Below are 20,740 nucleotides of genomic sequence, written 5' to 3' on the forward strand. Positions count from 1 at the left end.
TACGTCTGTTACGTCCGGTCATAATGTCACCTGTTTTGACTATGAGGCGATGATATCACCTCTATTCAGGTGGCCAGATTTAGTATTCCACTTCAGCACTGGCAATGGTTTCTCCAACTCATCTTGAAGAAGGATGCCTGCAATATGATCTGCATGAAAGCCATGCTGTCCCCGATGTGCGTAACCTCGAGAATACAGGTAAAGTGTCATTCGTCTTTATTGAACGCTGGAAGTCTGAAGAAGATTTAAAAAATCACGTGGCAATGCCCTACCACGATGATTTTCTCGATATCTTGAGCGGTAAACTAGAAACCATTAACGTTCAGCGTCTGACTAAGCTGTAATAATTACGCATCGCGGGAGGGGATCGAAATAACCCTTTCGCAAATCTCATTTATTCAGAATGCATCATTAAGTGTTTAAACCCTGCGGTTAATTCACCAAGTCCTTTGTTCCTTCGGTGTATATCCAATATTTCTTTAACCAACCTCTAATTCTCATCCCCTGTACAAGAACCCAACGCAGTCTTCAACAGAACTTCCTAGCTTCATATAATGGGACTTATATAAAGTTAGCCTTCTTCTATATGAGCTGGTAATCTATCCAGTAGTTCAGGTGCAGATGAATTTTCACCGCAGATCGTACAGGTTACGCTACGTGAAATCTGCAAGGTTAATCCCCTGCATTTTTCTCAGAATCCACGTAGCATTGTCAGTGACCGGGAGTGTGCTTTTTAAGCTATATATGGGCAAATTAACACCAATCCACCAGGCGTTACCGGCTATCCAGGCTGAAGAGAATGTTCTGGCCAGGCTTAAGGAATTTGTTCAGGATAAGGAGGCTTTTTCTCCCAATACGTGGCGACAACTAATGAGCGTGATGCGTATTTGCCATAAATGGTCGGCAGAGAATGGGCGTTCGTTTTTGCCTATGCTTCCGGCTGACCTTCGCGATTACCTGAACTGGCTGCAGGATAATGGCCGGGCCTCTTCAACGATTGCGACGCATGGCTCATTGATTTCGATGTTACACCGTAATGCTGGCCTGACTCCTCCTAATTCTTCACCGCTGGTTTTCCGGGCTGTTAAGAAAATAAATCGTGTCGCAGTTGTCACGGGTGAACGTACTGGCCAGGCCGTACCCTTTCGGTTTGAAAATCTGCTTGAGCTTGATGCGCTCTGGTCTGACTCAACATCGCTTCGCCATAAACGTGATTTAGCATTTCTGCACGTAGCTTACAGTACGCTGCTGCGTATCAGTGAATTAGCCCGTCTCCGCGTTCGCGATATCTCCAGGGCAACAGATGGCAGGATCATACTTAATGTGAGTTACACCAAAACAATTGTCCAAACTGGTGGTCTGATCAAGTCCCTAAGTTTTCAGTCCTCCCGCCGGCTAACTGAGTGGCTGTCGGTGTCTGGTATCAATTCAGAACCTGACGCCCTCCTCTTTTGTCCGGTGCACCGATCTGGGAGTGCAACTCTTTCGGTCACCCGTCCGCTGAGCACGCCTGCGATTGAATCTATCTTTGCACAGGCTTGGCATACGATTAGCGCAGGTGAAACCATCATTCCAAACAAAGGGCGTTACTCAGCCTGGACTGGTCACAGCGCCCGCGTAGGAGCTGCGCAGGATATGGCTGGGCGTGGTTATGCTGTCGCTCAGATTATGCAGGAAGGAACTTGGAAAAAGCCTGAAACATTAATGCGTTATATCCGTAATCTTCAGGCTCATGAAGGGGCTATGGTAGATCTGATGGAAAGGAGTAATAAATAAAGATTCCAGACATTAATAATTCATACTTAATAAACATTAATTATTACCTTTTTTGTACTCGCAATGGTTTAGGTTCATCTGGCCAATGCCTTCTCGTTCTTAGCCCGGCCCTCCAGTAGTAAATAACATACCATTGCCAGCAACAACGGCAGGAAGTAGTAGAGCAGGTGGTGGGGTGTGAGGTCTGACTCTGACCCAAAATCCTCTTCCATTCAGAAACAAAATTCCGGCATGATAATCACTCCTCTGAACGGATGTGGTGCCGATGAAGAAATCACGATTCACCGGTCTTTGCCCTCAAGCAGGCCGAGCTGGGGACATCCGTGCCGGATGTCCTGCCGTAAGCTGGGCATTTCTGATCCCACGTTCGATATGTGGCGTAAGAAATACGGCGGAATGTCCCTTCAGCTAAAGACCGGTGCGGTCTGCGCGGGGGATTAACGTCCCCCGCTTTTTAATGCCTGTTATCGGGGTTCGAGGGCCACTCGTGCGCAAAACCACATTAAGGAACTAACAGTCTGGAATATAATAAGTTTTTAGACTGTATATATGGGCCAAAAAATCGGTTCCAAATATCGTGTTTTGGTAATTTTGAGACTGGATCGTATCAAAATCGATTCCTGATACTGCTTAGCGTGGTTTTTTACATCACTGGACTTCAAACCCCATTTCCAATTTCACTCCGCTCATTGAAGATTAAAGTAAAATATACGTAAAAAACCGCCCTGCGGCGGTCTGTATGATTCGTTGCCCGCAAACTATTAATCATGTGTTATAAATAATTTAATCTAACTACCTCCAAGAAAGAGTTTAACTTCACATTATCACAAACATCTTCATTGGTTATGCGAAGAATTGGAATGCCTGCATTCTCTAAAGCCTTGTTTTTGAATTTATCTTTCATTGCGGAATAAAATTTTTTGTGTTCTTCCCCATCAACCTCGATTACGCAACGAGGATAGCCAGTTTTATTTGCAATGACAAAATCAACGCTGAGCAAACTTATTAAATTGAAAAGGGCATGCTCTTCCGACTCTCCTTGAAAGAAAGTAGGGAAATCTATTTTAAACTGGGGGATTTTAGATTTATCTATATCAACCAATCGGATAAGCTGAACCTGGCTAAATATATGATAATTAATAAATTTCTTAGCAAGCGCATCTAAAAAATTCCGTTCTATTTTAGACAAAAAATTCGTTCTCTTTGTCGGTAATGTTTCAACCAGTTTGGTCGGTAAATCACTATAAAGGTTTTCGTATTCTTCCCACTCTGCCGCTGAAGATGGCGTCAATGATATAGCAATATCTTGGCCATTTTTTTGGGGATTAAAAGCCATTATGCTTGCCCTCTACTGTTATAGGTAACTGAATTATTATATATATCCGCCATATATAATACATGCATATTACGCAAAGTGGTTTCTCGGGACATGGTTAGTATAAACGGTAGTTTTTGCTTTTAAAACAGGGGCTGGCTTTTCTGGCTGACGTGCCAGCCCCCCGGTTGGCCCTACTGACCAGCCGCCGCCACCCGGCCCGAAGGGCCGGTAAGTCGTTCAAGGCTTTAGTTCTAATGCTGTAACTACTGGGTTCTTCGTTGCTGTGAGTGTTGCCCCGGGTTCTTTCTTTCGTCTGCGACCGTCTGGCTTCAATGCGCCTGAAAGGTTGCTGCTTAAACGGCGGTCGGGCAGGAACTAGTTACAGATGAAAAACCTCCTGAGCGTTTACAGCAAACTCTCGCTGCCACAATTAGCATTAACACTCTTCATCGCAAACGTCCTAAAAAGAGCCTATCGGAGTTAAAAAGGGTTGTCAGAATTTCTTAGTTGCAGAACGAGTGTAAATCCGGACAAAGGATTGTCAGCTGTAGTCCGGCAAGGAACTATGATTTTGCTTCAGATAAGGTTTCTGCAAGGGTAGCACTTGAAAATTAGAAATTTACGCCTAATTTATCAGGCGCTATCATCTCTTTTGAGTTTAAAGCCTATTTATTTAGGCGTTAAATTTAAAATACAACATGAAAATTTTGGAAGTGGAACTCATACTTAACGCCTAGTTATTTAGGCGCAAAGCCTTTATTTTTAGTTTATGCCTGGTTTTTTTTACATTGCTATTGAAGAAAATAAAACCTATAATTTTAGGCATTGACTAACGATTGTCGCCATAATGCCTAAAATTAAAGGCATTAACGTGTGTTGCAAGGAGACAAAATGCGCCTGACTTCTACAAGTAACGATGTTATCGCTGAAGAGATTGGAGGGCGGATAGAAAGCCTAAGGTTAAAGCATAACATCGGGCAGGAACAGTTAGCCGAAGCGGTAGGGATCTCGCGTGAGACTTACCGTAATCTTGTTAAAGGGCGGGGAACGCTCATCAACCTGATCGCAGTACTTAAAGTATTAGGTGAAACAGAGCGACTCAATTCACTTGTTGAGGAAATCCCTGTAAGTCCATTACTTCTGGCAAAAATCGGGGCTGCGCGCAGGATAAGAGCTTCAAGTGAGACCAAAACGCAAAACGTCAGGGTATCTAACCCTTCAGGCAAACCTATCACGCCCGCTAAGCGGCTGATACAACGTAAAAGAGACTCAGGAAGAGGGGGTTGGTGATGATTGCACAGGTGTACTTATGGGACATGTTCGTTGGAGTTCTTAACTGGGATGACAATTTAAAGGTTGGCCAATTTGAATTTGATCCGGGGTTTGTCGAGAGTGGATTAGAAATTTGTCCTATAAATATGCCTCTGAATAAAAACAGGGTTTACAGCTTCCCAGCTTTGCCCGTTGATACATTCAAAAAGCTGCCGCCTATTTTTGCTGACTCTCTACCTGATGCGTATGGTAGCACATTGATGGATGCATGGCTGGCACGTAGCGGCCGCAATAGAGCCTCATTTACCCCCGTAGAGCGTCTCTTATATCAAAATAATCGTGGTATGGGAGCACTAGAATATCGACCAGCAATTGAGACAACATCGAACACAACTGAAAAAATCCAACTTGATGCATTAGTTAAATTTGCAGAGCAGGTGCTGCAAAGCCGGGAAGCTATGAAGGATCGTATCGAAGCAAACGATCCTTCTCTGGAAGATGAGGCACTTAAGCGTCTCATTCAGGTTGGTACCAGCGCGGGCGGTGCGAGAGCCAAAGCGGTCATTGCCATAAACGAGGAAAATGAAATCCGGTCTGGTCAGGTGAAGGCTCCTCAAGGCTTTAGCTACTGGTTGTTAAAGTTTGATGTGCAGAAGAATTCAGCTGACCTTGCAGACACACTGGGCTATGGCCGTATTGAATACGCCTACCATTTAATGGCGCTGGAAGCGAAGATAGAAATGACTGAATGCCGACTCCTTGAGGAGGGGGGGCGAGCACACTTTATGACGAAGAGATTTGACCGGACTGATGAAGGTGAGAAAATTCATATGGCAACGCTATGTGCATTAGACAGTGCGGATTTCAACATGCCTGGTGCCTACAGCTATGAACTCGCTCTGATAGTCATGCGTCAACTAAACGTTTCCCGTGATGATGCAATTGAATTCTTTCGCAGGATGGTATTTAACGTAATTGCCCGTAATCAGGATGACCATACAAAAAACGTAGGGTTCCTGATGGACACTGATGGTGAATGGTTCTTATCACCAGCCTACGACGTTTCATGGGCCTATAAAAAAGATAGTGAATGGGTCAGTTCCCACCAAATGTCGATAAATGGAAAGCGGGATGATTTGGAACTTAATGATCTACTCGAAGTGGGAAAAAAAATCCAAGGGCTATCAAATAAAGAAATAAAAAAAATAATTCAAGAAGTTTACGACTCGGTTTCTTCATGGGAAATATTCGCTTCTAAAGCTGGTGTAGATGAATACACTATTGAGAAAATAAAAAGCACCCATAGATTATATCTGGGTGAAGACTTATAAAAATAATTAAAGCACTTTTAGGAGTGGAAATGGAACCCGAAAGATTACGCATCACTCAGGATTTAATATCATTTATTAGTGTACTAAGCAATCAAATTAGCCTCTCTACAAGAAAAGGATTAAATGACTTATCTAAAATTCAAGAGCAATCCCTGCTTAGAGTCATAAACAAAGTTTTTGACAAAAAATTCGTTGATCTGAATGATGAAAGCCCTAATTTTCCTGGATATGATTACGGTGATGATACAAACTTAGTCGGTTTGCAAATGACCGCAACCAAAAAAAGTGAAAAAATAACCCACACATTAACAAAAATCAAAAAAAATAAAAATATAACCAGTAAATACACGAGCCTCTGGTTTTTTATTTTAAGTGTAGATTCCCCCAAAAGAAAGTCAATACCTGTTGACGGTTTATCAATCATACACTTAAACCTTAGCAGCATCATCGATGCTATCAGAAAACTTGAAATAAAAGAGCAACAAGAGTGTCTTGATTTAATTAAAGAAGAGTATAAAAAATACTTCCAAAATGAAAAGCAAGATCATGAAGTAGATAGCATTTTTAAAAGAAAAACCCCAGTATCCATTCCAAATGATATGACCTTATTCTGTGATAGTTTAAATATATCGATGTGGTATCCTAATGATATAAATGAGGGGTACATTAAGGTTCATGGGATTTTAACAAGATTTAGAGATAAGCTTCGAGATTGCAGAATAGAATCCCGAGAGGCGCTGGAAGGGATATTAAGAGAAATCCCATACCCACAAGGATTAAATGACAAGATGGAAGTCGATAAAGACAAGCTTTATGGCCGTCTTAATATAAGAATCCAAAATAGTTATATAATGGATGGCTATATTTCCGACTTGGAGATAAACGAACTTTTAGATACTCAGGAAGAACCAGCAGGATGGTATGAAGAAAATGGAGAATCTTATTTAATGATGTTAGAAAAAATAATTCTTAACTACAAATGCTTTGAACCTGAAATGAATTTATATATGGCCTTAATTAAATTCTATGAAAAATATCATTCAATAGAAGAGTTTATGCTGGCGATTTTGAATAGTGATTTTAGTCTGCTTTCTGATGGTGAAATCATGGTTTAATAACTATTAAAGGTTAAAGAAACCCATGGAAGATTAAAAATAAAGTTCTAAAAGCAAGGAGGGAGAGATGTTAGGCACTGTTGCAAATATAAGGACGGTCTAGTCATCTTCCCGGTGAAATAGCCTTACATTTCAAAAACTCTGCTCACCAGACGCATCTCGCCCAGCGGATGACCGAAATAAAACTATTCTGCCTGCCCTTTGCGCAGTGCGCGCATCACCTCAATCCCCTTTATCGTGGCGTAAGCCGTTTTCATCGTTTTAAACCCCAGAGTGGCGCTGATTATCCGTTTCAGCTTAACATGGTCGCATTCGATGACGTTATTCCGGTATTTAATCTGCCGCTGTACAACGTCTTGTGGGCATTTCCCTTCCTGTTTCAGCAGCGACAGCGCACGACCGTATGTCGGGGCCCTATCCGTATTGATATACCGGGGGATCTGCCAGCGCTTCACGTTGTTGAGGATTTCCTCAGAAAACGGTACGCCGCTTTACTGTTTCTGCGGGGTGAGAGATAAAAATTAAGGGTCCGGCCCCGACTGTCGACGGCCCGGTAAAGATAAGCCCACCGGCCGTTCACCTTCACGTACGTTTCATCAATGTGCCACGGGCTGAGGCCGGAAGGATTACGCCAGTACCAGCGCAGGCGCTTTTCCATTTCAGGCGCATAGCGCTGGACCCACCGGTAAATTGTGGTGTGATCAACGTTCACACCGCGTTCAGCCAGCATCTCCTGTAGCTCACGATAGCTGATCCCATATTTACAGTACCAGCGTACCGCCCACAGGATTACATCGCGGGTAAAATGCCGGCCTTTGAAAAGGTTCATGACAGGTCCCTCTGACGAATTCATCACCAGAGCCTATCAGCTGCCGGTTCTTTGCAACAGTGCCTTTCTGTACGGGGTCGCGCCTCTGTCCGCGCCTGGAAGGACAGCTCCCCTATTGGGGAATATCTAATGCGTAATAATAGGGGTCCGCTTGGAAAACGGAATCTATGGTCACTCCCGTTTTTGCAACACCGATTTTGACGATAAGTTGGCTTGCTTGAATCTATCCGGCGTCTGAATGGGATTTTATTCCCGCGCCTCGATGAGTTCCGCGCCTGATGAACCTCCAGAAAATATACGGCTTCAATGAGCCTTTCCGTTTTACAGGTTCCTCAACAGGCCGGTGGGCCGTTAGTATCATCAATATCAGTATTCGCAAAACCAGATCAGTGATTCTTTAAACCGGTGTATTTCTGCCGTTATGCTACATAAGTTTGCTGTCGTGCCGTTAGGGCCCAGGCTATTCTGGCCAGCTTGTTTGCCAGAGCACAAGTGACGACAAAGTTGCTTTTCCTACACAGTAGATCCCTGACCCAATCGGCCAATTTGCCAGACTGGTGTTCCAGTTTTTGTATGAATACCCTGGCACATTGAACTAACTTGGAAAAAATAAAAGAGATCTGCCCTATGTTAATTAACATTCTGTGACGTACCAACCATTCGCTCATGGCTCAAAAATGAGTTGTTGGGGGAAAGTGGACGAGAAACTGATACTCGCAAGGCATTACTTGCATCAAGGTATATTGATCAACGGGGAGCAGATCACCCCATAGTGTATATAGATTTTGAGCGGAGAATTTTGAGTTTTACTCCTCACTCTGTTTATTGCAATATCGCTCAAAGGTATAAAACGTAAGGTTCGTCTGATGCAGAGAACAAAAAATAATAAGGTATTAATCTTTATATTCTTCTTACTCTTCACTCAATTACTGAGCGGGTGCTCACTGACTCGAGTTTCTGAAAAATCGCATGCCAGAGAAGTCGAGAGCCTAAATCTTATCGGAATGAGTCTGGATGCGGCGGAAGAAAAGTTAAGTAAAGAAGGATTTGATTGCAGCGACTATCCTGAGACCAATAGGGTGCAAACCCAATCAGGCGCACGCACTTTAATACAGCTTGATTGTAGCAAACGAAGCTTAGAACTGATTTGTCCGCAAATACGCTATGCGGTACTCAATGTCGATCCCCAAAGCTTAAAAGTGGTATTGGTTGGAAACCGCATAACTCAACAAGCATGTTTTTGATGATTATTGATCCTACGCCAAGCCTGTTTTTTAAGCAGGCATGACGGGCGGTTTTGAGCGAGGAGCAGACGTTATAACGTTCATAAGCTGATTCTGATACAGGATGGCTGTAACTTGATCGGTTGTAAGTCTCCCTTAATATTCTCAAGTATTCTCACTCAATTGGTGCAGTTGCCTAAGCTCCGCCTCACGTTAAGTAGAAAAAAAGATATCCTTGCTTGCAATCGCAGCATAGCTTTCTCTTAAGCTAGCATACGCAACAAGTTAAACTGGTGCAGATGATAAAATTCACCAGATTTTATTTGCTCGTTCTACGAAGCCTGTGAAGCTTCTTACAATATTAAGCTTGGTATGTGCGTTCTTTGGGGGTAATAGCGGTGAGTGAGTTGTTTTTCCGTCTGCAGGCATGGTGTGCTCGTCGTCACGCGAAGCGTAACACTGAAGTGGCAAGGAAGGGACTGCCGGATGGAGGGATCGGAGCGGAGGCACCCATTCGGACAGCATCAGAAGATCGCCTTAGAAGAACAGAATTTGCCGCTCGTATAGCCGACATACTCTCAGAGCTTAGTCTGCGCGAAGGCCGAGTTTTCGCTGTTCGTGGCGGATGGGGTTTCGGTAAATCATCACTAAAAAACCTCATCACCGAACGGCTTGATGCGAAGAGCAGCGGAGCGGACTGGCTCGACTTTAACCCTTGGCAATGGGGAGATGGCGATGCAATTGCACGCGCGCTATTTGGGCAGATAGCAGATCGCTTAGGAGGCGAGCATTCGAAGGCTGCACTCGATCGTGCCGAAGCACTACGGAAATATGGCGCGATCCTTACAGGTGCCAGTAAGCCTCTTAAAGTGGCAGGGAGTTCAGGCCATCTAGTCGCGACGGTGTTAACAAATGCCTCCGTTATCGCAATCGCGTCGGCAATTGGTTTCGACCTTCCTAATATCGCAAAGGTTGCGGCTGTTTTCGCAGTTCTCTCAGTCGGAGTATATCTTGTTGGACGCGTGCTATCTCATTTCGGGCGTGACCATAGCGGCGAGCCTCTCGATAAGGTTCGCACATCGCTTGAAGCTCGTCTTCGTGAACTCGACCGGCCGCTGGTTGTTTTCGTCGACGACATTGACCGACTAGAGCCAGAACAGATCAGGATGCTGCTTCGTCAGGTTAAGGCGAATGCTAATCTACCGAATATTGTTTTTGTGCTCCTGTTCCAGCCCAGTATCGTAGAACGGGCACTCGATCCGGTCGCCGACGGCGACGGCCGAGCCTTCCTTGAGAAGGTCGTGCAGGCTAGCTTTGATCTACCAGCAGTCCCGGCATCGATCGTACATCGTATGTTCGAGGAGGAACTCTCTGAAATAGCCAGCCCCTACGCGATCGAGGCAAACGGGTTCTCTCAAAGACGCTGGGGTAACGCTTGCATTGGTTGCATCCAGCCCCTGCTTCGCAACATGCGCGATGCACGTCGTCTCATCTCATCCATTGCTGTCCACATGCCACTGCATGTGGTTGGGAACGTATTCGAGGTAAACATAGTAGATTTCCTGCTTCTGGAAACACTCAGAGTCTTCGAGCCAGACCTCCACCATGCACTGTTCCGTGAGCGAGGACTTGTTCTCCAGGAAGGGCGTTTCTCCCGTGGTGGCCAGCGGGAGGTAGACCTAACAGCGGCTAAAGAGCTTCTGGAGATCGTGTCGGAGGAGCGCCGCGATATCGTTCGTGTCGCGCTCAAAGACTTATTCCCTCCCCTCGAATGGGCGTATGGGGGGACGAACTATGCAGACGGTTTTCATCGCCAGTGGTTAACGGAGAAACGAGTGTGTACATCGCGCTACTTCCCTCGGTACTTCGAACTCCAGACGACAGACGGAGAAATATCTGAGCGCCGCTTCGTTGATTTTCTTGATGCTACAGCGACAGAGGATGAGCTCTCTGCGGTAATCGCTGCCGTCGAAGCTGATGGCCTTCTGAATTCGCTCGTTGCGAGGCTCGACGAATCCGTCGACCGATTACCGACCGAGAACGCTGCTGTTCTGCTCCCAGGGATGTTCGGACTCGCTGAAAAACTTGCAGGTTCGGACAGCGGCACCTTCAACTCGTCATATGTGGCAGCATGGCGAGCCATACATTGGTTCCTGAAGCGGATTCCAGAGGATGCTAGGGGCGGTTTGGCTCTCGAAGCACTCTGTAAAACCGAAGCGCTTTCAGTCGCTTCACTGCTAATTCATCTCAGCGATCCCGCCGATCGGAATGAGGGTGGATCCTTCGATCCTGCGCTAGATTTAAACACCGTTGCGGCAATGAAGACCGAATGGCTGCGGTTGATAAGGGACCGCGCAGCAGACGGAGACGCGCTGCTTGCCGAGCCGGGTCTCATATCTCAGCTCTATCGCTGGAAAAACTATACAGACTCAATGGACGAACCGCGAGAGTGGATGATGAAAGCAATTCAAACCGACCAGGGCTTCGCAAGAATGGTCACACGGCTGATGAGCAGAGGTATGAGCCATACGTACGGTGATCGTGTCTCCACGCCTTACAACACTTTTAGCAAAGAGACAATTGAAGACTTTATCGGCATTAACGTAGCGAAGGCCAAGTGTGATGCGATTAATCCCGCCCAGTTCCCTGAGCACGAAGAGGCTCTACAAACACTGCTTAGATATCTCGAAAAGTGGCTCGGATTGAGAGAAAACGAAATTTTCGATTTATAGATTATTGGAACAGCAACAGCTCAAGCACGGAGTTCTTCTGTAAATCTCCCACCTAAGCGGACTATGCGTTTTTTGATATCTGACCTAACGTGCCATAGCGTCTGCAATGTCTACACTCCCTCTGCATCGGGCTGCTTAATATAATAGGTGGTTTATCTAAAAAGACCTGTTAATAGGTCTTTTCATCCCTTAGACTAAGAGTTGTCAAAAGGTCTGAGTCAGGAGGCAACATGCCAAATATTATTCTTAGCGACACCAGTGCGAGCATCAGCGAACTAAAAAAAAATCCCATGAAAACTGTAGGGGCAGGTGACGGGTATCCTGTGGCCATCCTGAACCGCAACCAACCTGCATTTTATTGCGTGCCCGCAAAATTATATGAACAAATGCTAGATGCGCTGGATGATCAGGAATTAATTAAGCTGATTAATGAGCGATGCAAAGAGGCGCTGGTTGACGTGGATTTGGACCATTTTGCATGACATACACGATTAAGTTTCGTGAATCTGCAGCCAAAGAATGGGACAAGCTTGATAGGGGTCAGTTTGGATATCGAAAATTATTGTACGTTAAGGTTATTTTTTGTACCTCTGAGCTATGTGAAGCTTGACCACTTTGACAGGCAGCTTTGAGCGAGGAGCAGAAGTTCGCAACTCCAACAACGACATAACTAACATTGGGGTGTCTTAACCAACAGGGAGCAGGTCAGGTGGCCTCATGAATCCATGAATAACTTGACGCCGGAAGAGTATCGGCTAAAGGCTGAAAAACCGGGGATCTCAAAAAGTGTTTGGAAATAAAAGCGGTATGATTACAATATCGGCAGGTGGTTCAAGTCATTGAAAAGATGTTGGTGGTTATATTATCGCCTTTGCTTTATCATCCTCCAAGTAGAGATAACATCGTGCTAAAAGCTGTTTTGACGTTAAGTCGAAACAGTTTTTTTAGTTCAGTGAAAAAGGAAATTAGCCTGATGCAATGGTTTTGCGTGAGAAATAATTAACGTCACACTACGTGTAAGTTAAATGTCTCAAGTGTTATATCAAAAAATTTCTCTCAAACACTAAAATAGTGTTTGTATTGGTTTAGTGAATCGATCAAAAAAACTATTCCTGTTCCTTGCCTCAAATGATGCTGAGATAACCCAGAAGAGCAGCCTCTATCCTGTCAATCAACTGTTCTTGTTGATCATCTCCGTGTCGGCCAGCGGCATCGGTAAGTGAACTTATGATGGCCATTATCTCAGAGGCAGCAATGTTTGCTGAGACTTTTCCTGACATAACCCCTACCTGCAAAAATTCGACTAATTCAGCATGCATAGTCGCTTTGGTCCCTGATTTTGGCATTATTGCTGATAGCCGATGCTCCTCAAAATCGAGCAACATTGCCAGTACAGGTCTTCGTAATTGGTAACGAACTGCGACTTCTATTAACTGGCGCAGCGCCTCACCTCGATCATCACGTAGCAGCGCCTGTTTTGCTTCTTGCACCAACTCCGCCATTTCCCGTTCGATAAGCGCAACGGTCACGGCATCCTTGGTCGGAAAGTATTGATAGAGAGAGCCAATACTCACCCCGGCACGCGCGGCGATTGCATTTGTTGTGTACCCATCGAGTCCATGTTGTTCGAGAATGTGAGCTGCTCCCTCAATTATTGCCTCGACCGTATGCGTGGAACGTGGTTGAGAGGGCATTTTACGTGGGTTTAAGCGACGAGTGGCGGCGGGTTTAGATTGCGAGTTGTTCATATGAGCTAATGCTCATATTATTTTCGCACTGAGTCAAGCGTAATTCTTTCCCCTCGTAAACCGATGAAGGTATCCATGACATCTTTAAATCATTCAGCCGAAAAAAAAGCCAATGACGCGCATTTATTGAGGCTTGTCACTTCAGCCGTGCAGTCAGCCGGCATGGCGTTAAAACAGAGCTTTAGCGCGGACAATCGCCCTAAAGACAGAGAAGATATTGCCAAGAAGATTACTGCTATCGATGTTATCTCACTCGATATTTTACGAAAGTCACTATCTGTTGCCCTTCCTCACGCTCAGTGGGTTGAAGATGAGGAGGGTACTGGTACGTTACCTGCGGGGGAATGGTGGGTTACGGACCCCGTTGAGGGAGCGATAAACTCTATACATGGTTTACAGGACTGGGGTGTAACGGTGACGTTGGTTCGAGACAATGAAATTGTTCTGACTGTGGTGCATTTGCCGATGAGTGGCGATACTTACACTGCTTTGCGCGGTGAGGGTGCATGGCTTAATGACCGCCGCCTGCAGACGTCAACCAAGACCCATTTAAACGCCGCGATGGTCGGCACCGGCCAGGCAATGCCTAATGAGAGCGATGACACATACCGTCGCATGGGAATGTCAGTGATCGCCATGCTGAAAGAGGCGTTGGTGGTCCAGGTATCGGTGCCAGCCACGTTACAACTCATTCAGATTGCTGCAGGCCGTCTGGATATATTTTGGCAATACAGCCAAGTGCGGTCTGGCTTACTGGCCGGAGCATTATTGGTATCTGAAGCCGGTGGCACAGTCACTGATCTGCAGGGTGCACCGTGGCATTTGGGCAGTCGTAGTTTTCTTGCCAGCACCCCGTCACTTGTAGAACAAGCCGCGGCGGTTCTCACCTTAATTGCCTAAAAGTATCACACTAAGGAATACGTATGAAACTTGCTATTTTTGGCGCATCAGGCGCGACCGGCCGCCATTTGGTCAATCAAGCTCTCTCCTCGGGGCATTCTGTTACGGCCTTGGTGCGCACCCCAGACAGTCTGCAGGTTAATCACGTTGGCCTGAAGCTCATCGTCGGTGAACTTTATAATTCGGTTACCGTAGAATCTGTCATACGAGACGCAGATACCGTTATTAGCGTGCTAGGTGCCCGTAAAGGCAAAGATCAGAATATTTGTACTGATGGCCTCAGCAAAATTATACCCGCGATGCAAAAGGTTGGTGTAAAACGCCTTATTGCTTTGAGCGCTTATGGGGCATCGGAAACATACAACGCCTCTTTGTTTATCCGTTTTGTACGCAGCATAATAAGCGAAAAGATGCGTGATAAGGATGACATGGAAGATTTAGTGAGAGCGAGTCATACCGACTGGACGTTGATACGGCCCCCGATGCTGACGAACGGCGATGCTAGCAACAATTATCGTTCAGGTATTGATTTGAGGCCGGGTATTACAGCAAGAATATCGCGTGCCGATCTCGCCTCATTTATTCTTCAAACTGTGGTGAGTGGAAGTTATATCCATGAGGCTGTGATAGTTTTTAAAGAATAATAGGAGAACGTCAAAAATATAATGATTTTATTAAGGCTATAATCTCCAGAATGTTAAATGTATTTAAGAATGCTACCATCTGAATAACCACTAAATAATAACACTAAGTGCGAATAACCATTTCAATAACTTTAATAATGTAGCGTTTTTTTGGGGTTGCATTTTTATAAATATGTAGAAGGTTTAAATTCGGGTGCGAGGGTTAACTTACTATCAACCATTATACAGCAGTTAAAAATTTTCATTATTGCCGAAATACCCTTTTGTTAAGGATAACGTAGGTCGACCTAATGAACTCATAGCGCTAAGCGGATTCAGTATCTAGTGAGTATTTATGTTCAACGACGTCATGTGAAGTTTAAAAACTACTCCACAATATTCAGGTAGGCGATGCACATCACTGCCAATTGTTTGCATATAGCATCTCCTTTATCACTAGGAAGTTCACGTTCAAACACATTGCGCACAGTACCGAAAATTGTGCTGAGAAGAGTAAGCGTCACGATTGGCAGATTGGTAAAAGATGCATTAGAAGCACTCTTGAGCATCGTCGCTGTAGCAATGTCTATGCGCTTCGCGAAGGCCGTAATCAAAGGTTGATTGTCGAGTTCTGCAACAGATTGATAAAGCGCACGCGTGACTTCAGGCCTTTCTGTTTTAGCGCACCAGTACGTCATGACAAGAGAATCCACCATTTTCTCAATGGCTGCACCGTGTTGTGCTTCGCAGGCCGCTTCGATTTTCTCTGCCAGCCTTACCAGGTAACGTTCATTCAAGGCGTAGAATAACGCCTGTTTGTGCGGAAAATACTGGTACATGCTGCCAACGGACACACCGGCCCGGTCGGCTACACGAGTCGTCGTTAATCGGCGCGGACCATCACTTACCAAAACCTGAATGGTTGCCTCAAAAATGGCGTTCACCGTAACTAGCGCACGCTTCTGCCGTGGCTGTTTACGGGGGGTAAGGCTTAGATGTGAGGATGTGGGCATATGCGAATTCTTAAACTGAAGGAAGCTTCATATACTAATGGAAATTATCAATTTAAAACAATCAATTTAGAGGTGTTTATATGACACAAAAACGCATTGCATTTATTACCGGCGCAAATAAAGGTATTGGATTGGAAATAGCCCGTCAGCTGTTGGAGGCTGGAGTGAATGTCATCATCGGTGCCCGGGATGCCAGTCGTGCCGCAGCGGCAATAGAGGGACTGGCAGCTCAAGGTTTAAACGCACAGTTGCTGTCTATTGACCTGAACGACCACTCAAGCATTACAGCGGCAGCAGTGGCAATTGAGGCTGATTATGGTCATCTCGATATCTTGGTCAACAATGCCGGAATTGTCGATTCTGCTGATGGGCCGCCGAGCATATCATCCCCCGACTCAGTACGGCGTATTATGGAAACCAATTTCATTGGAACGCTGGCTGTCACGCAAGCACTGCTACCACTATTGCGCAAAGCGCCTGCCGCGCGTATCGTGAATTTGTCCAGCTCTCTCGGCTCGTTGACGGTCAATAGTGACTCAACTTCCCCCTACTACGATGCCCGCCTGATCGGTTATAACGCATCGAAAGCCGCGGTGAATATGCTGACGGTACAGTTAGCCCAGGAGTTACGCGATACTTCTATTGTCGTTAACTCTGTGAGCCCGGGATATGTCAAAACTGATTTGACTGGGCATAATGGATTTCTTACTCCAGAAGAAGGGGCACGGCTACCTGTGCAATACGCATTACTCCCAGAGAGTGATGCTGTTAGTGGCACATTTGTTGAAGCGAGTGGAACTACACCCTGGTAAGTTGGGTGCACTAAATCGGTGATGTTTTGAAAGAATACTGGCTGCTTATAAGGGCCAGTTTTTCATTAGCCGGCTGGCAAGCCAACTTAAATTTAGAGGGTTAAACAAGGGTGTCAGGCAAAAATTACCGCCAGCAGAAATGTCGGGTAGCATGCCCCTATTTAAATTTGTGGATGCACAAAGAAACTTTCTAATTCAGTAAGTTAAACCTTTATTAAAAGCTATAATTAACGTTTTCATTACGTGTTGCAGTGGCCGTTCCATATTCAGACCTGCACGGGCAGCTTCAGCAACTAATGCAGGATGGACAAATATGGTTACCGCATCACGTACAACACTTGCTGCAATCTCAGCATTCTCAATTTTAAACTCACCACTATTTATGCCTTGCTGAATAATTTGTTGAATGAGGCCCGTCATTCTGTGCGTATAAGATATGACAATGTCTGGACGCTCAGTTACAACACGTTTGTACAATGTGAATAGTTCAGGGTCTTCAGCGTATCGCCTGACCTTAAAGTGATTCAGTGCAGCTACAAATTCTGTAAGGCGGATAGCTGCTGGACTATCGTCATTGCAGTAGGCTGATACCAGTAATTGCTCATGAGTCATCGTTGATAATACCAGAGCATCAAATACATCTGCCTTAGACTTAAAATGGCGATAAATGGTGGTATGGGAAGTGCCTAACGCTCGCGCAATATCGACAATGTTTGTTTTGGACTCCCCAAAACGACGAATCTGTACGCGAGCAGCTTCCAGAATTTTCACAGGCGAAATTGCATCATCCTTACCTTCTGCGTTTGTAATACCCACACGTATTCCTTCTGAAAAAAAAGACCTCAATCTACATGATTATAATAAACAAGAGGTTGGGAAACTCCCATATATGCAATTTAGTATACAGGATCTGTAATCGCGCGCCATAAGAACAAAAAACATAAAATGTTCGTTGTATTTTGTTTGGCGCCGGGGCATATTGTTTTAAACCTTCTGAGGCAGTGGATGAAAACATGACTATTGAACGCACGGCATTTGTTACCGGTGGAACAGGTTTTGTAGGCTCAAGATTGATAATGGAGTTGGTACGAAATGGGTGGAAGGTCAATGCTCTGGCAAGAAGTAGCGCTGCATGCAAAGCCCTGCAACTAATGGGCGCAACGCCAGTAAAGGGCGAACTCAATACATTAAACGCGCTGGAACAAGGGATGAAAGGCTCAGAAATAGTCTTTCACATAGCAGCGCATTTTAAGCTATGGGGTAGACGTGAGGAGTTTGAACGTATCAATATTGGCGGTACACAAGCAGTGGTTGATGCTGCCACTATGACTCCCTCGGTAAAAAAAATCGTGTATGTCAGTGCCGCTGCCGTCATCCTGGGTGATCCTCAGCCAATGTTGGACGTGGATGAAAATCAACCGAAACAAAGCCGCTCATTTGCTCCTTACAGTTCATCGAAAGCCAAAGCTGAGCAACTTTTGCTTGCGGCGAATAACAAACGTCCAGAGTTTGAAACGATAGCTATTCGCCCTCCTCTTATATGGGGAGCTGGAATGCCTATGCTTAAACAGATGGCTGCAACGGTTAAGGCCGGGCAATGGCAGTGGATTGATGGAGGAAATCAGTCAATGTCCACATGTCATGTGGATAATCTTGTTTCAGCACTCTTACTTACAGCCGATAAAGGTACTGGTGGTGAAGCTTACTTTATAACGGATGAAAAAACAGGCACGCTTAAAGTCATTATTAGTGAATTACTTAATACATGTGGCATCACCGTTAAGGATAAATCCGTTTCGTTCAGAGCAGCCTGGCTGCTGGCCGGACTAATGGGCATGACATGGCGGATTTTAAGACTAAAAGGCGAACCGCCTCTAACGCGACAAATGCTGCAGCTGATAGGGAAGACACTTACTCTCAATACAGCTAAGGCAAGGCGAGAATTAGGGTACGCACCGGTAAAAAGCTGGGCCGAAGGCATCCGTGAAATGAAATAAAACGAATAGTAGGATATTTTCAGCTTTCCAAGAAGACCCCTATCTCATCGCTTGCATTTGCTCTCTTGCATTCACCGTGATGATACCAACGAATTTTACTGCAGGCATTAAGTAGCCCCCATTTATTTACTGCTCCGGAAATAAATTTATCAATTTAGTCGTGTTAGGGGTCAGTTTGGATATCGAAAATTATTGTACGTTAAGGTTATTTTTTGTACCTCTGAGCTATGTTTTGCGTTCTGTCCGCGGATCAGGGATCTCCACGACAAAAAGCTGTTTATCAAAGGGAAAGCAGACCAATACCCGGCGCTTCAGTCACTGATATCAACGACCAGCCTGAATCTGAAAGAGATCGAAATTCACTGGCGTGAAGTACTTCGTCTGGCCACTTCAATAAAGCAGGGAACCGTGACGGCATCCCTGATGTTGAAAAAGCTTGCCAGCTACCCCAAACAGGGGTCCGCTTGGAAAACGGAAAATATCCTACGTTAAGGCCGTTTCTTAAGCAGACATGACAGGCAGCTCTGAGCGAAGAACGGAAGTTCTCATTTGTCATGACCGCCGGGATGCAGGACTAACATTCGCGTGTGATAATCAACGGGGAACAAGTCACCCCAGGTGTATATAGGTTTTGAGCGGAGAATTTTGAGTTTTACTCCTCACTCTGTTTATTTCAAAATATAACGATATAGCTCAAAGGTATTAAACCTAAAGGTCAGTCTGATGCAGAAAAAAAATAAAAAGATATTAATCCCTATATTCTTCTTACTCTTCGCTCAATTTCTGAGCGGGTGCTCATTGACTCGAGTTTCTGAAAAATCGCATGCCAGAGAAGTCGAGAGCCTAAATCTTATCGGAATGAGCCTGGATGCGGCGAAAGAAAAGTTAATTAAAGAAGGATTTGATTGCAGCGACTATCCTGAGACCAATAGGGTGCAAACACAATCCGGCGCACGCACTTTAATGCAGCTTGATTGTAGCAAACGAAGCTTAGAACTGATTTGTCCGCAGATACGCTATGCGGTACTCAATGTCGACCCCCAAAGCTTCAAAGTGGTATTGATGGGAAAACGAATAACTCAACAAGCATGTTTTTGATGATTAATGATCCTACCTCTGCTCTTGGCACACAGCAATAAACCTGACGCTAAAGGTCTGCTGAGAGCGAAAAACAGACATTAATTTTCCTGAGCCAAAAATTCATGGAAAGGGTTGCTTTTCCATTAAACGAATTTCTAATTGCGAATAAATTACTATAAATAGCGGAATGTCAGGTATATTTTGATATTACTATCTAACCCAACGAATAAAACTTTTTGTCGTGATGGAATGAGTTAATGAATAAAGTAGATTCAGGGATCGTAATATTTGATATTGATGGCACGCTGACCGACAGCGTTGAGCAACATCAACGTGCATTCGAAATCGCCCTACGCACCTTTTCTTTCCCAAACCTCAGAACAAACTGGGGCGACTACACCCACCACACGGATAGCGCTATTTTCGAAGAAGCCTGGGAAGAGGCGCATTATGAAAGTCGCCCTGATTTATCCGAGCTGGAATACCAGTATCGCTGCGCGCTTGAGCATGAAATTGCATCGAGACCTTTCACTGAAATTACCGGTGCCGCTGTTTTCCTGCAGTGGTTAAAGGATCATTCTTGGAGCGTTGTTTTTGCCACTGGTAGCCTACGGTTTGGTGCCGTGAAAAAACTGGCGGCAGTAGGCGTGGACGCTGAAAAGGTTGATTTGGTTACCGCATCAGAGTTTAGAACTCGCGAAGAGATCGTGCGGGAAGCTATTCGTTTGGGTAGTAAAAAATTTCCGGCTGCACATAAGCATTCGGTGATATCAATAGGTGATGGATTATGGGACTTAAAAGCTGCAAACAATCTCAACCTGCCCTTTATAGGTATTGGACGCGATGCTAAGGCTAAAGTGCTGACGGATTTAGGTGCACCCGTGTTTGATGATTTTATCAACCTGATGAACAATGGAATTGGATTATTTAGATAGATGAAAGTCCTGCGCGCGTGGCAAGGTCCGCTGTGA

At 45.0% G+C, this 20,740-nt stretch carries 18 protein-coding genes and 6 pseudogenes; 17 read left to right on the forward strand and 7 right to left on the reverse strand.

Going from position 1 to position 20,740, the window contains the following annotated elements:
• Positions 1-104 precede the first annotated feature (104 nt).
• Positions 105-344, forward strand: a complete 240-nt coding sequence (locus EDF78_RS25115; protein ID WP_133824172.1) for an antibiotic biosynthesis monooxygenase — start codon at positions 105-107, stop codon at positions 342-344.
• 400 nt (positions 345-744) lie between these two features.
• Positions 745-1,776 (forward strand): tyrosine-type recombinase/integrase, encoded by a 1,032-nt coding sequence (locus tag EDF78_RS25120; RefSeq protein WP_133824189.1) that lies wholly within the window; start codon positions 745-747, stop codon positions 1,774-1,776.
• 74 nt (positions 1,777-1,850) lie between these two features.
• Here the strand turns inward: EDF78_RS25120 and EDF78_RS25875 are convergent.
• Positions 1,851-1,949, reverse strand: a pseudogene (locus EDF78_RS25875) (UPF0104 family protein); the annotation flags it as partial.
• Between the two features lie 92 nt (positions 1,950-2,041).
• On the opposite strand from EDF78_RS25875, the pseudogene EDF78_RS25130 reads away from it, so the two are divergent.
• Positions 2,042-2,178, forward strand: a pseudogene (locus EDF78_RS25130) (transposase); the annotation flags it as partial.
• 370 nt (positions 2,179-2,548) lie between these two features.
• Here the strand turns inward: EDF78_RS25130 and EDF78_RS25135 are convergent.
• Positions 2,549-3,112, reverse strand: a complete 564-nt coding sequence (locus EDF78_RS25135; protein ID WP_101080184.1) for a DUF2726 domain-containing protein — start codon at positions 3,110-3,112, stop codon at positions 2,549-2,551.
• An 873-nt stretch (positions 3,113-3,985) separates the two neighbouring features.
• Here EDF78_RS25135 and EDF78_RS25140 point away from each other — a divergent pair.
• Genes EDF78_RS25140 through EDF78_RS25150 form a run of 3 tightly spaced genes read left to right on the forward strand, consistent with a single transcriptional unit; the run spans position 3,986 to position 6,812 of the window.
• Positions 3,986-4,384 carry a helix-turn-helix transcriptional regulator gene (locus tag EDF78_RS25140; protein ID WP_133824174.1) on the forward strand — a complete coding sequence of 133 codons (399 nt, stop codon included), beginning with the start codon at positions 3,986-3,988 and terminating at the stop codon, positions 4,382-4,384.
• Complete coding sequence (locus EDF78_RS25145; protein WP_198555940.1) at positions 4,384-5,697, forward strand: type II toxin-antitoxin system HipA family toxin; 1,314 nt, start codon at positions 4,384-4,386, stop codon at positions 5,695-5,697. Before EDF78_RS25140 ends, EDF78_RS25145 begins: the two co-directional genes overlap by 1 nt.
• Before the next feature lie 29 nt (positions 5,698-5,726).
• Positions 5,727-6,812, forward strand: coding sequence for an SMEK domain-containing protein (locus tag EDF78_RS25150; RefSeq protein ID WP_101080187.1), 1,086 nt, complete (start codon positions 5,727-5,729; stop codon positions 6,810-6,812).
• A 185-nt stretch (positions 6,813-6,997) separates the two neighbouring features.
• On the opposite strand, the pseudogene EDF78_RS25155 reads toward EDF78_RS25150, so the two are convergent.
• Positions 6,998-7,641 (reverse strand): annotated as a pseudogene (locus EDF78_RS25155) (IS6 family transposase).
• 419 nt (positions 7,642-8,060) lie between these two features.
• Positions 8,061-8,240: pseudogene (locus EDF78_RS25160) on the reverse strand (IS110 family transposase); the annotation flags it as partial.
• 267 nt (positions 8,241-8,507) lie between these two features.
• On the opposite strand from EDF78_RS25160, the gene EDF78_RS25165 reads away from it, so the two are divergent.
• The 4 genes and pseudogenes from EDF78_RS25165 to EDF78_RS25180 all read left to right on the forward strand — a co-directional run.
• On the forward strand, positions 8,508-8,885 hold the full coding sequence (locus EDF78_RS25165) for a hypothetical protein (protein WP_133824175.1): 378 nt from the start codon (positions 8,508-8,510) through the stop codon (positions 8,883-8,885).
• A gap of 377 nt (positions 8,886-9,262) precedes the next feature.
• Positions 9,263-11,596 (forward strand): P-loop NTPase fold protein, encoded by a 2,334-nt coding sequence (locus EDF78_RS25170; protein ID WP_133824176.1) that lies wholly within the window; start codon positions 9,263-9,265, stop codon positions 11,594-11,596.
• Between the two features lie 230 nt (positions 11,597-11,826).
• Complete coding sequence (locus tag EDF78_RS25175; protein WP_133824177.1) at positions 11,827-12,078, forward strand: type II toxin-antitoxin system Phd/YefM family antitoxin; 252 nt, start codon at positions 11,827-11,829, stop codon at positions 12,076-12,078.
• Between the two features lie 231 nt (positions 12,079-12,309).
• Positions 12,310-12,396, forward strand: a pseudogene (locus EDF78_RS25180) (integrase); the annotation flags it as partial.
• A 324-nt stretch (positions 12,397-12,720) separates the two neighbouring features.
• Here EDF78_RS25180 and EDF78_RS25185 read toward each other — a convergent pair.
• A complete protein-coding gene (locus tag EDF78_RS25185) occupies positions 12,721-13,344 on the reverse strand; it encodes a TetR/AcrR family transcriptional regulator (RefSeq protein ID WP_133824178.1) in 624 nt (207 codons plus the stop codon).
• Positions 13,345-13,419: 75 nt separating this feature from the next.
• On the opposite strand from EDF78_RS25185, the gene EDF78_RS25190 reads away from it, so the two are divergent.
• A complete protein-coding gene (locus EDF78_RS25190) occupies positions 13,420-14,244 on the forward strand; it encodes an inositol monophosphatase family protein (protein WP_133824179.1) in 825 nt (274 codons plus the stop codon).
• 23 nt (positions 14,245-14,267) lie between these two features.
• Positions 14,268-14,888: an NAD(P)H-binding protein gene (locus tag EDF78_RS25195; RefSeq protein WP_133824180.1), complete on the forward strand. Its 621-nt coding sequence runs from the start codon at positions 14,268-14,270 to the stop codon at positions 14,886-14,888.
• Between the two features lie 365 nt (positions 14,889-15,253).
• Here the strand turns inward: EDF78_RS25195 and EDF78_RS25200 are convergent, their stop codons facing one another.
• On the reverse strand, positions 15,254-15,880 hold the full coding sequence (locus tag EDF78_RS25200) for a TetR/AcrR family transcriptional regulator (protein ID WP_133824181.1): 627 nt from the start codon (positions 15,878-15,880) through the stop codon (positions 15,254-15,256).
• An 80-nt stretch (positions 15,881-15,960) separates the two neighbouring features.
• Here EDF78_RS25200 and EDF78_RS25205 point away from each other — a divergent pair, with 80 nt between their 5' ends.
• The gene (locus EDF78_RS25205) at positions 15,961-16,692 is read left to right on the forward strand and encodes an SDR family oxidoreductase (RefSeq protein ID WP_101079510.1); all 732 of its coding nucleotides are present in this window, start codon (positions 15,961-15,963) and stop codon (positions 16,690-16,692) included.
• 195 nt (positions 16,693-16,887) lie between these two features.
• Here the strand turns inward: EDF78_RS25205 and EDF78_RS25210 are convergent, their stop codons facing one another.
• Entirely contained in the window at positions 16,888-17,508 is a 621-nt protein-coding gene (locus EDF78_RS25210) for a TetR/AcrR family transcriptional regulator (protein WP_208294504.1), read from the reverse strand.
• 197 nt (positions 17,509-17,705) lie between these two features.
• Between EDF78_RS25210 and EDF78_RS25215 the strand changes: the two genes are divergently transcribed.
• From EDF78_RS25215 to EDF78_RS25230, 4 genes and pseudogenes are all read left to right on the forward strand, one after another.
• Positions 17,706-18,689, forward strand: a complete 984-nt coding sequence (locus EDF78_RS25215) for an NAD-dependent epimerase/dehydratase family protein (RefSeq protein WP_133824182.1) — start codon at positions 17,706-17,708, stop codon at positions 18,687-18,689.
• Positions 18,690-18,833: 144 nt separating this feature from the next.
• Positions 18,834-19,145 (forward strand): annotated as a pseudogene (locus EDF78_RS25220) (Tn3 family transposase); the annotation flags it as partial.
• Between the two features lie 267 nt (positions 19,146-19,412).
• The gene (locus tag EDF78_RS25225) at positions 19,413-19,787 is read left to right on the forward strand and encodes a hypothetical protein (protein ID WP_133824183.1); all 375 of its coding nucleotides are present in this window, start codon (positions 19,413-19,415) and stop codon (positions 19,785-19,787) included.
• Between the two features lie 239 nt (positions 19,788-20,026).
• The gene (locus EDF78_RS25230; RefSeq protein WP_122096133.1) at positions 20,027-20,704 is read left to right on the forward strand and encodes an HAD family hydrolase; all 678 of its coding nucleotides are present in this window, start codon (positions 20,027-20,029) and stop codon (positions 20,702-20,704) included.
• The last annotated feature ends 36 nt before the right edge of the window (positions 20,705-20,740 follow it).

The organism is Rahnella sp. BIGb0236 (assembly GCF_004364755.1).
Classification (GTDB): domain Bacteria; phylum Pseudomonadota; class Gammaproteobacteria; order Enterobacterales; family Enterobacteriaceae; genus Rahnella; species Rahnella victoriana.

Excerpts from the sequence above, each read along its gene's own strand:
- EDF78_RS25230 (WP_122096133.1), top strand. The coding sequence starts at position 20,027 with ATGAATAAAGTAGATTCAGGGATCGTAATATTTGATATTGATGGCACG.
- EDF78_RS25140 (WP_133824174.1), top strand. The coding sequence starts at position 3,986 with ATGCGCCTGACTTCTACAAGTAACGATGTTATCGCTGAAGAGATTGGA.
- EDF78_RS25165 (WP_133824175.1), top strand. The coding sequence starts at position 8,508 with ATGCAGAGAACAAAAAATAATAAGGTATTAATCTTTATATTCTTCTTA.
- EDF78_RS25175 (WP_133824177.1), top strand. The coding sequence starts at position 11,827 with ATGCCAAATATTATTCTTAGCGACACCAGTGCGAGCATCAGCGAACTA.
- EDF78_RS25120 (WP_133824189.1), top strand. The coding sequence starts at position 745 with ATGGGCAAATTAACACCAATCCACCAGGCGTTACCGGCTATCCAGGCT.
- EDF78_RS25200 (WP_133824181.1), bottom strand. The coding sequence starts at position 15,880 with ATGCCCACATCCTCACATCTAAGCCTTACCCCCCGTAAACAGCCACGG.
- EDF78_RS25215 (WP_133824182.1), top strand. The coding sequence starts at position 17,706 with ATGACTATTGAACGCACGGCATTTGTTACCGGTGGAACAGGTTTTGTA.
- EDF78_RS25195 (WP_133824180.1), top strand. The coding sequence starts at position 14,268 with ATGAAACTTGCTATTTTTGGCGCATCAGGCGCGACCGGCCGCCATTTG.
- EDF78_RS25190 (WP_133824179.1), top strand. The coding sequence starts at position 13,420 with ATGACATCTTTAAATCATTCAGCCGAAAAAAAAGCCAATGACGCGCAT.
- EDF78_RS25145 (WP_198555940.1), top strand. The coding sequence starts at position 4,384 with ATGATTGCACAGGTGTACTTATGGGACATGTTCGTTGGAGTTCTTAAC.
- EDF78_RS25205 (WP_101079510.1), top strand. The coding sequence starts at position 15,961 with ATGACACAAAAACGCATTGCATTTATTACCGGCGCAAATAAAGGTATT.
- EDF78_RS25135 (WP_101080184.1), bottom strand. The coding sequence starts at position 3,112 with ATGGCTTTTAATCCCCAAAAAAATGGCCAAGATATTGCTATATCATTG.
- EDF78_RS25225 (WP_133824183.1), top strand. The coding sequence starts at position 19,413 with ATGCAGAAAAAAAATAAAAAGATATTAATCCCTATATTCTTCTTACTC.
- EDF78_RS25185 (WP_133824178.1), bottom strand. The coding sequence starts at position 13,344 with ATGAACAACTCGCAATCTAAACCCGCCGCCACTCGTCGCTTAAACCCA.
- EDF78_RS25150 (WP_101080187.1), top strand. The coding sequence starts at position 5,727 with ATGGAACCCGAAAGATTACGCATCACTCAGGATTTAATATCATTTATT.
- EDF78_RS25115 (WP_133824172.1), top strand. The coding sequence starts at position 105 with ATGGTTTCTCCAACTCATCTTGAAGAAGGATGCCTGCAATATGATCTG.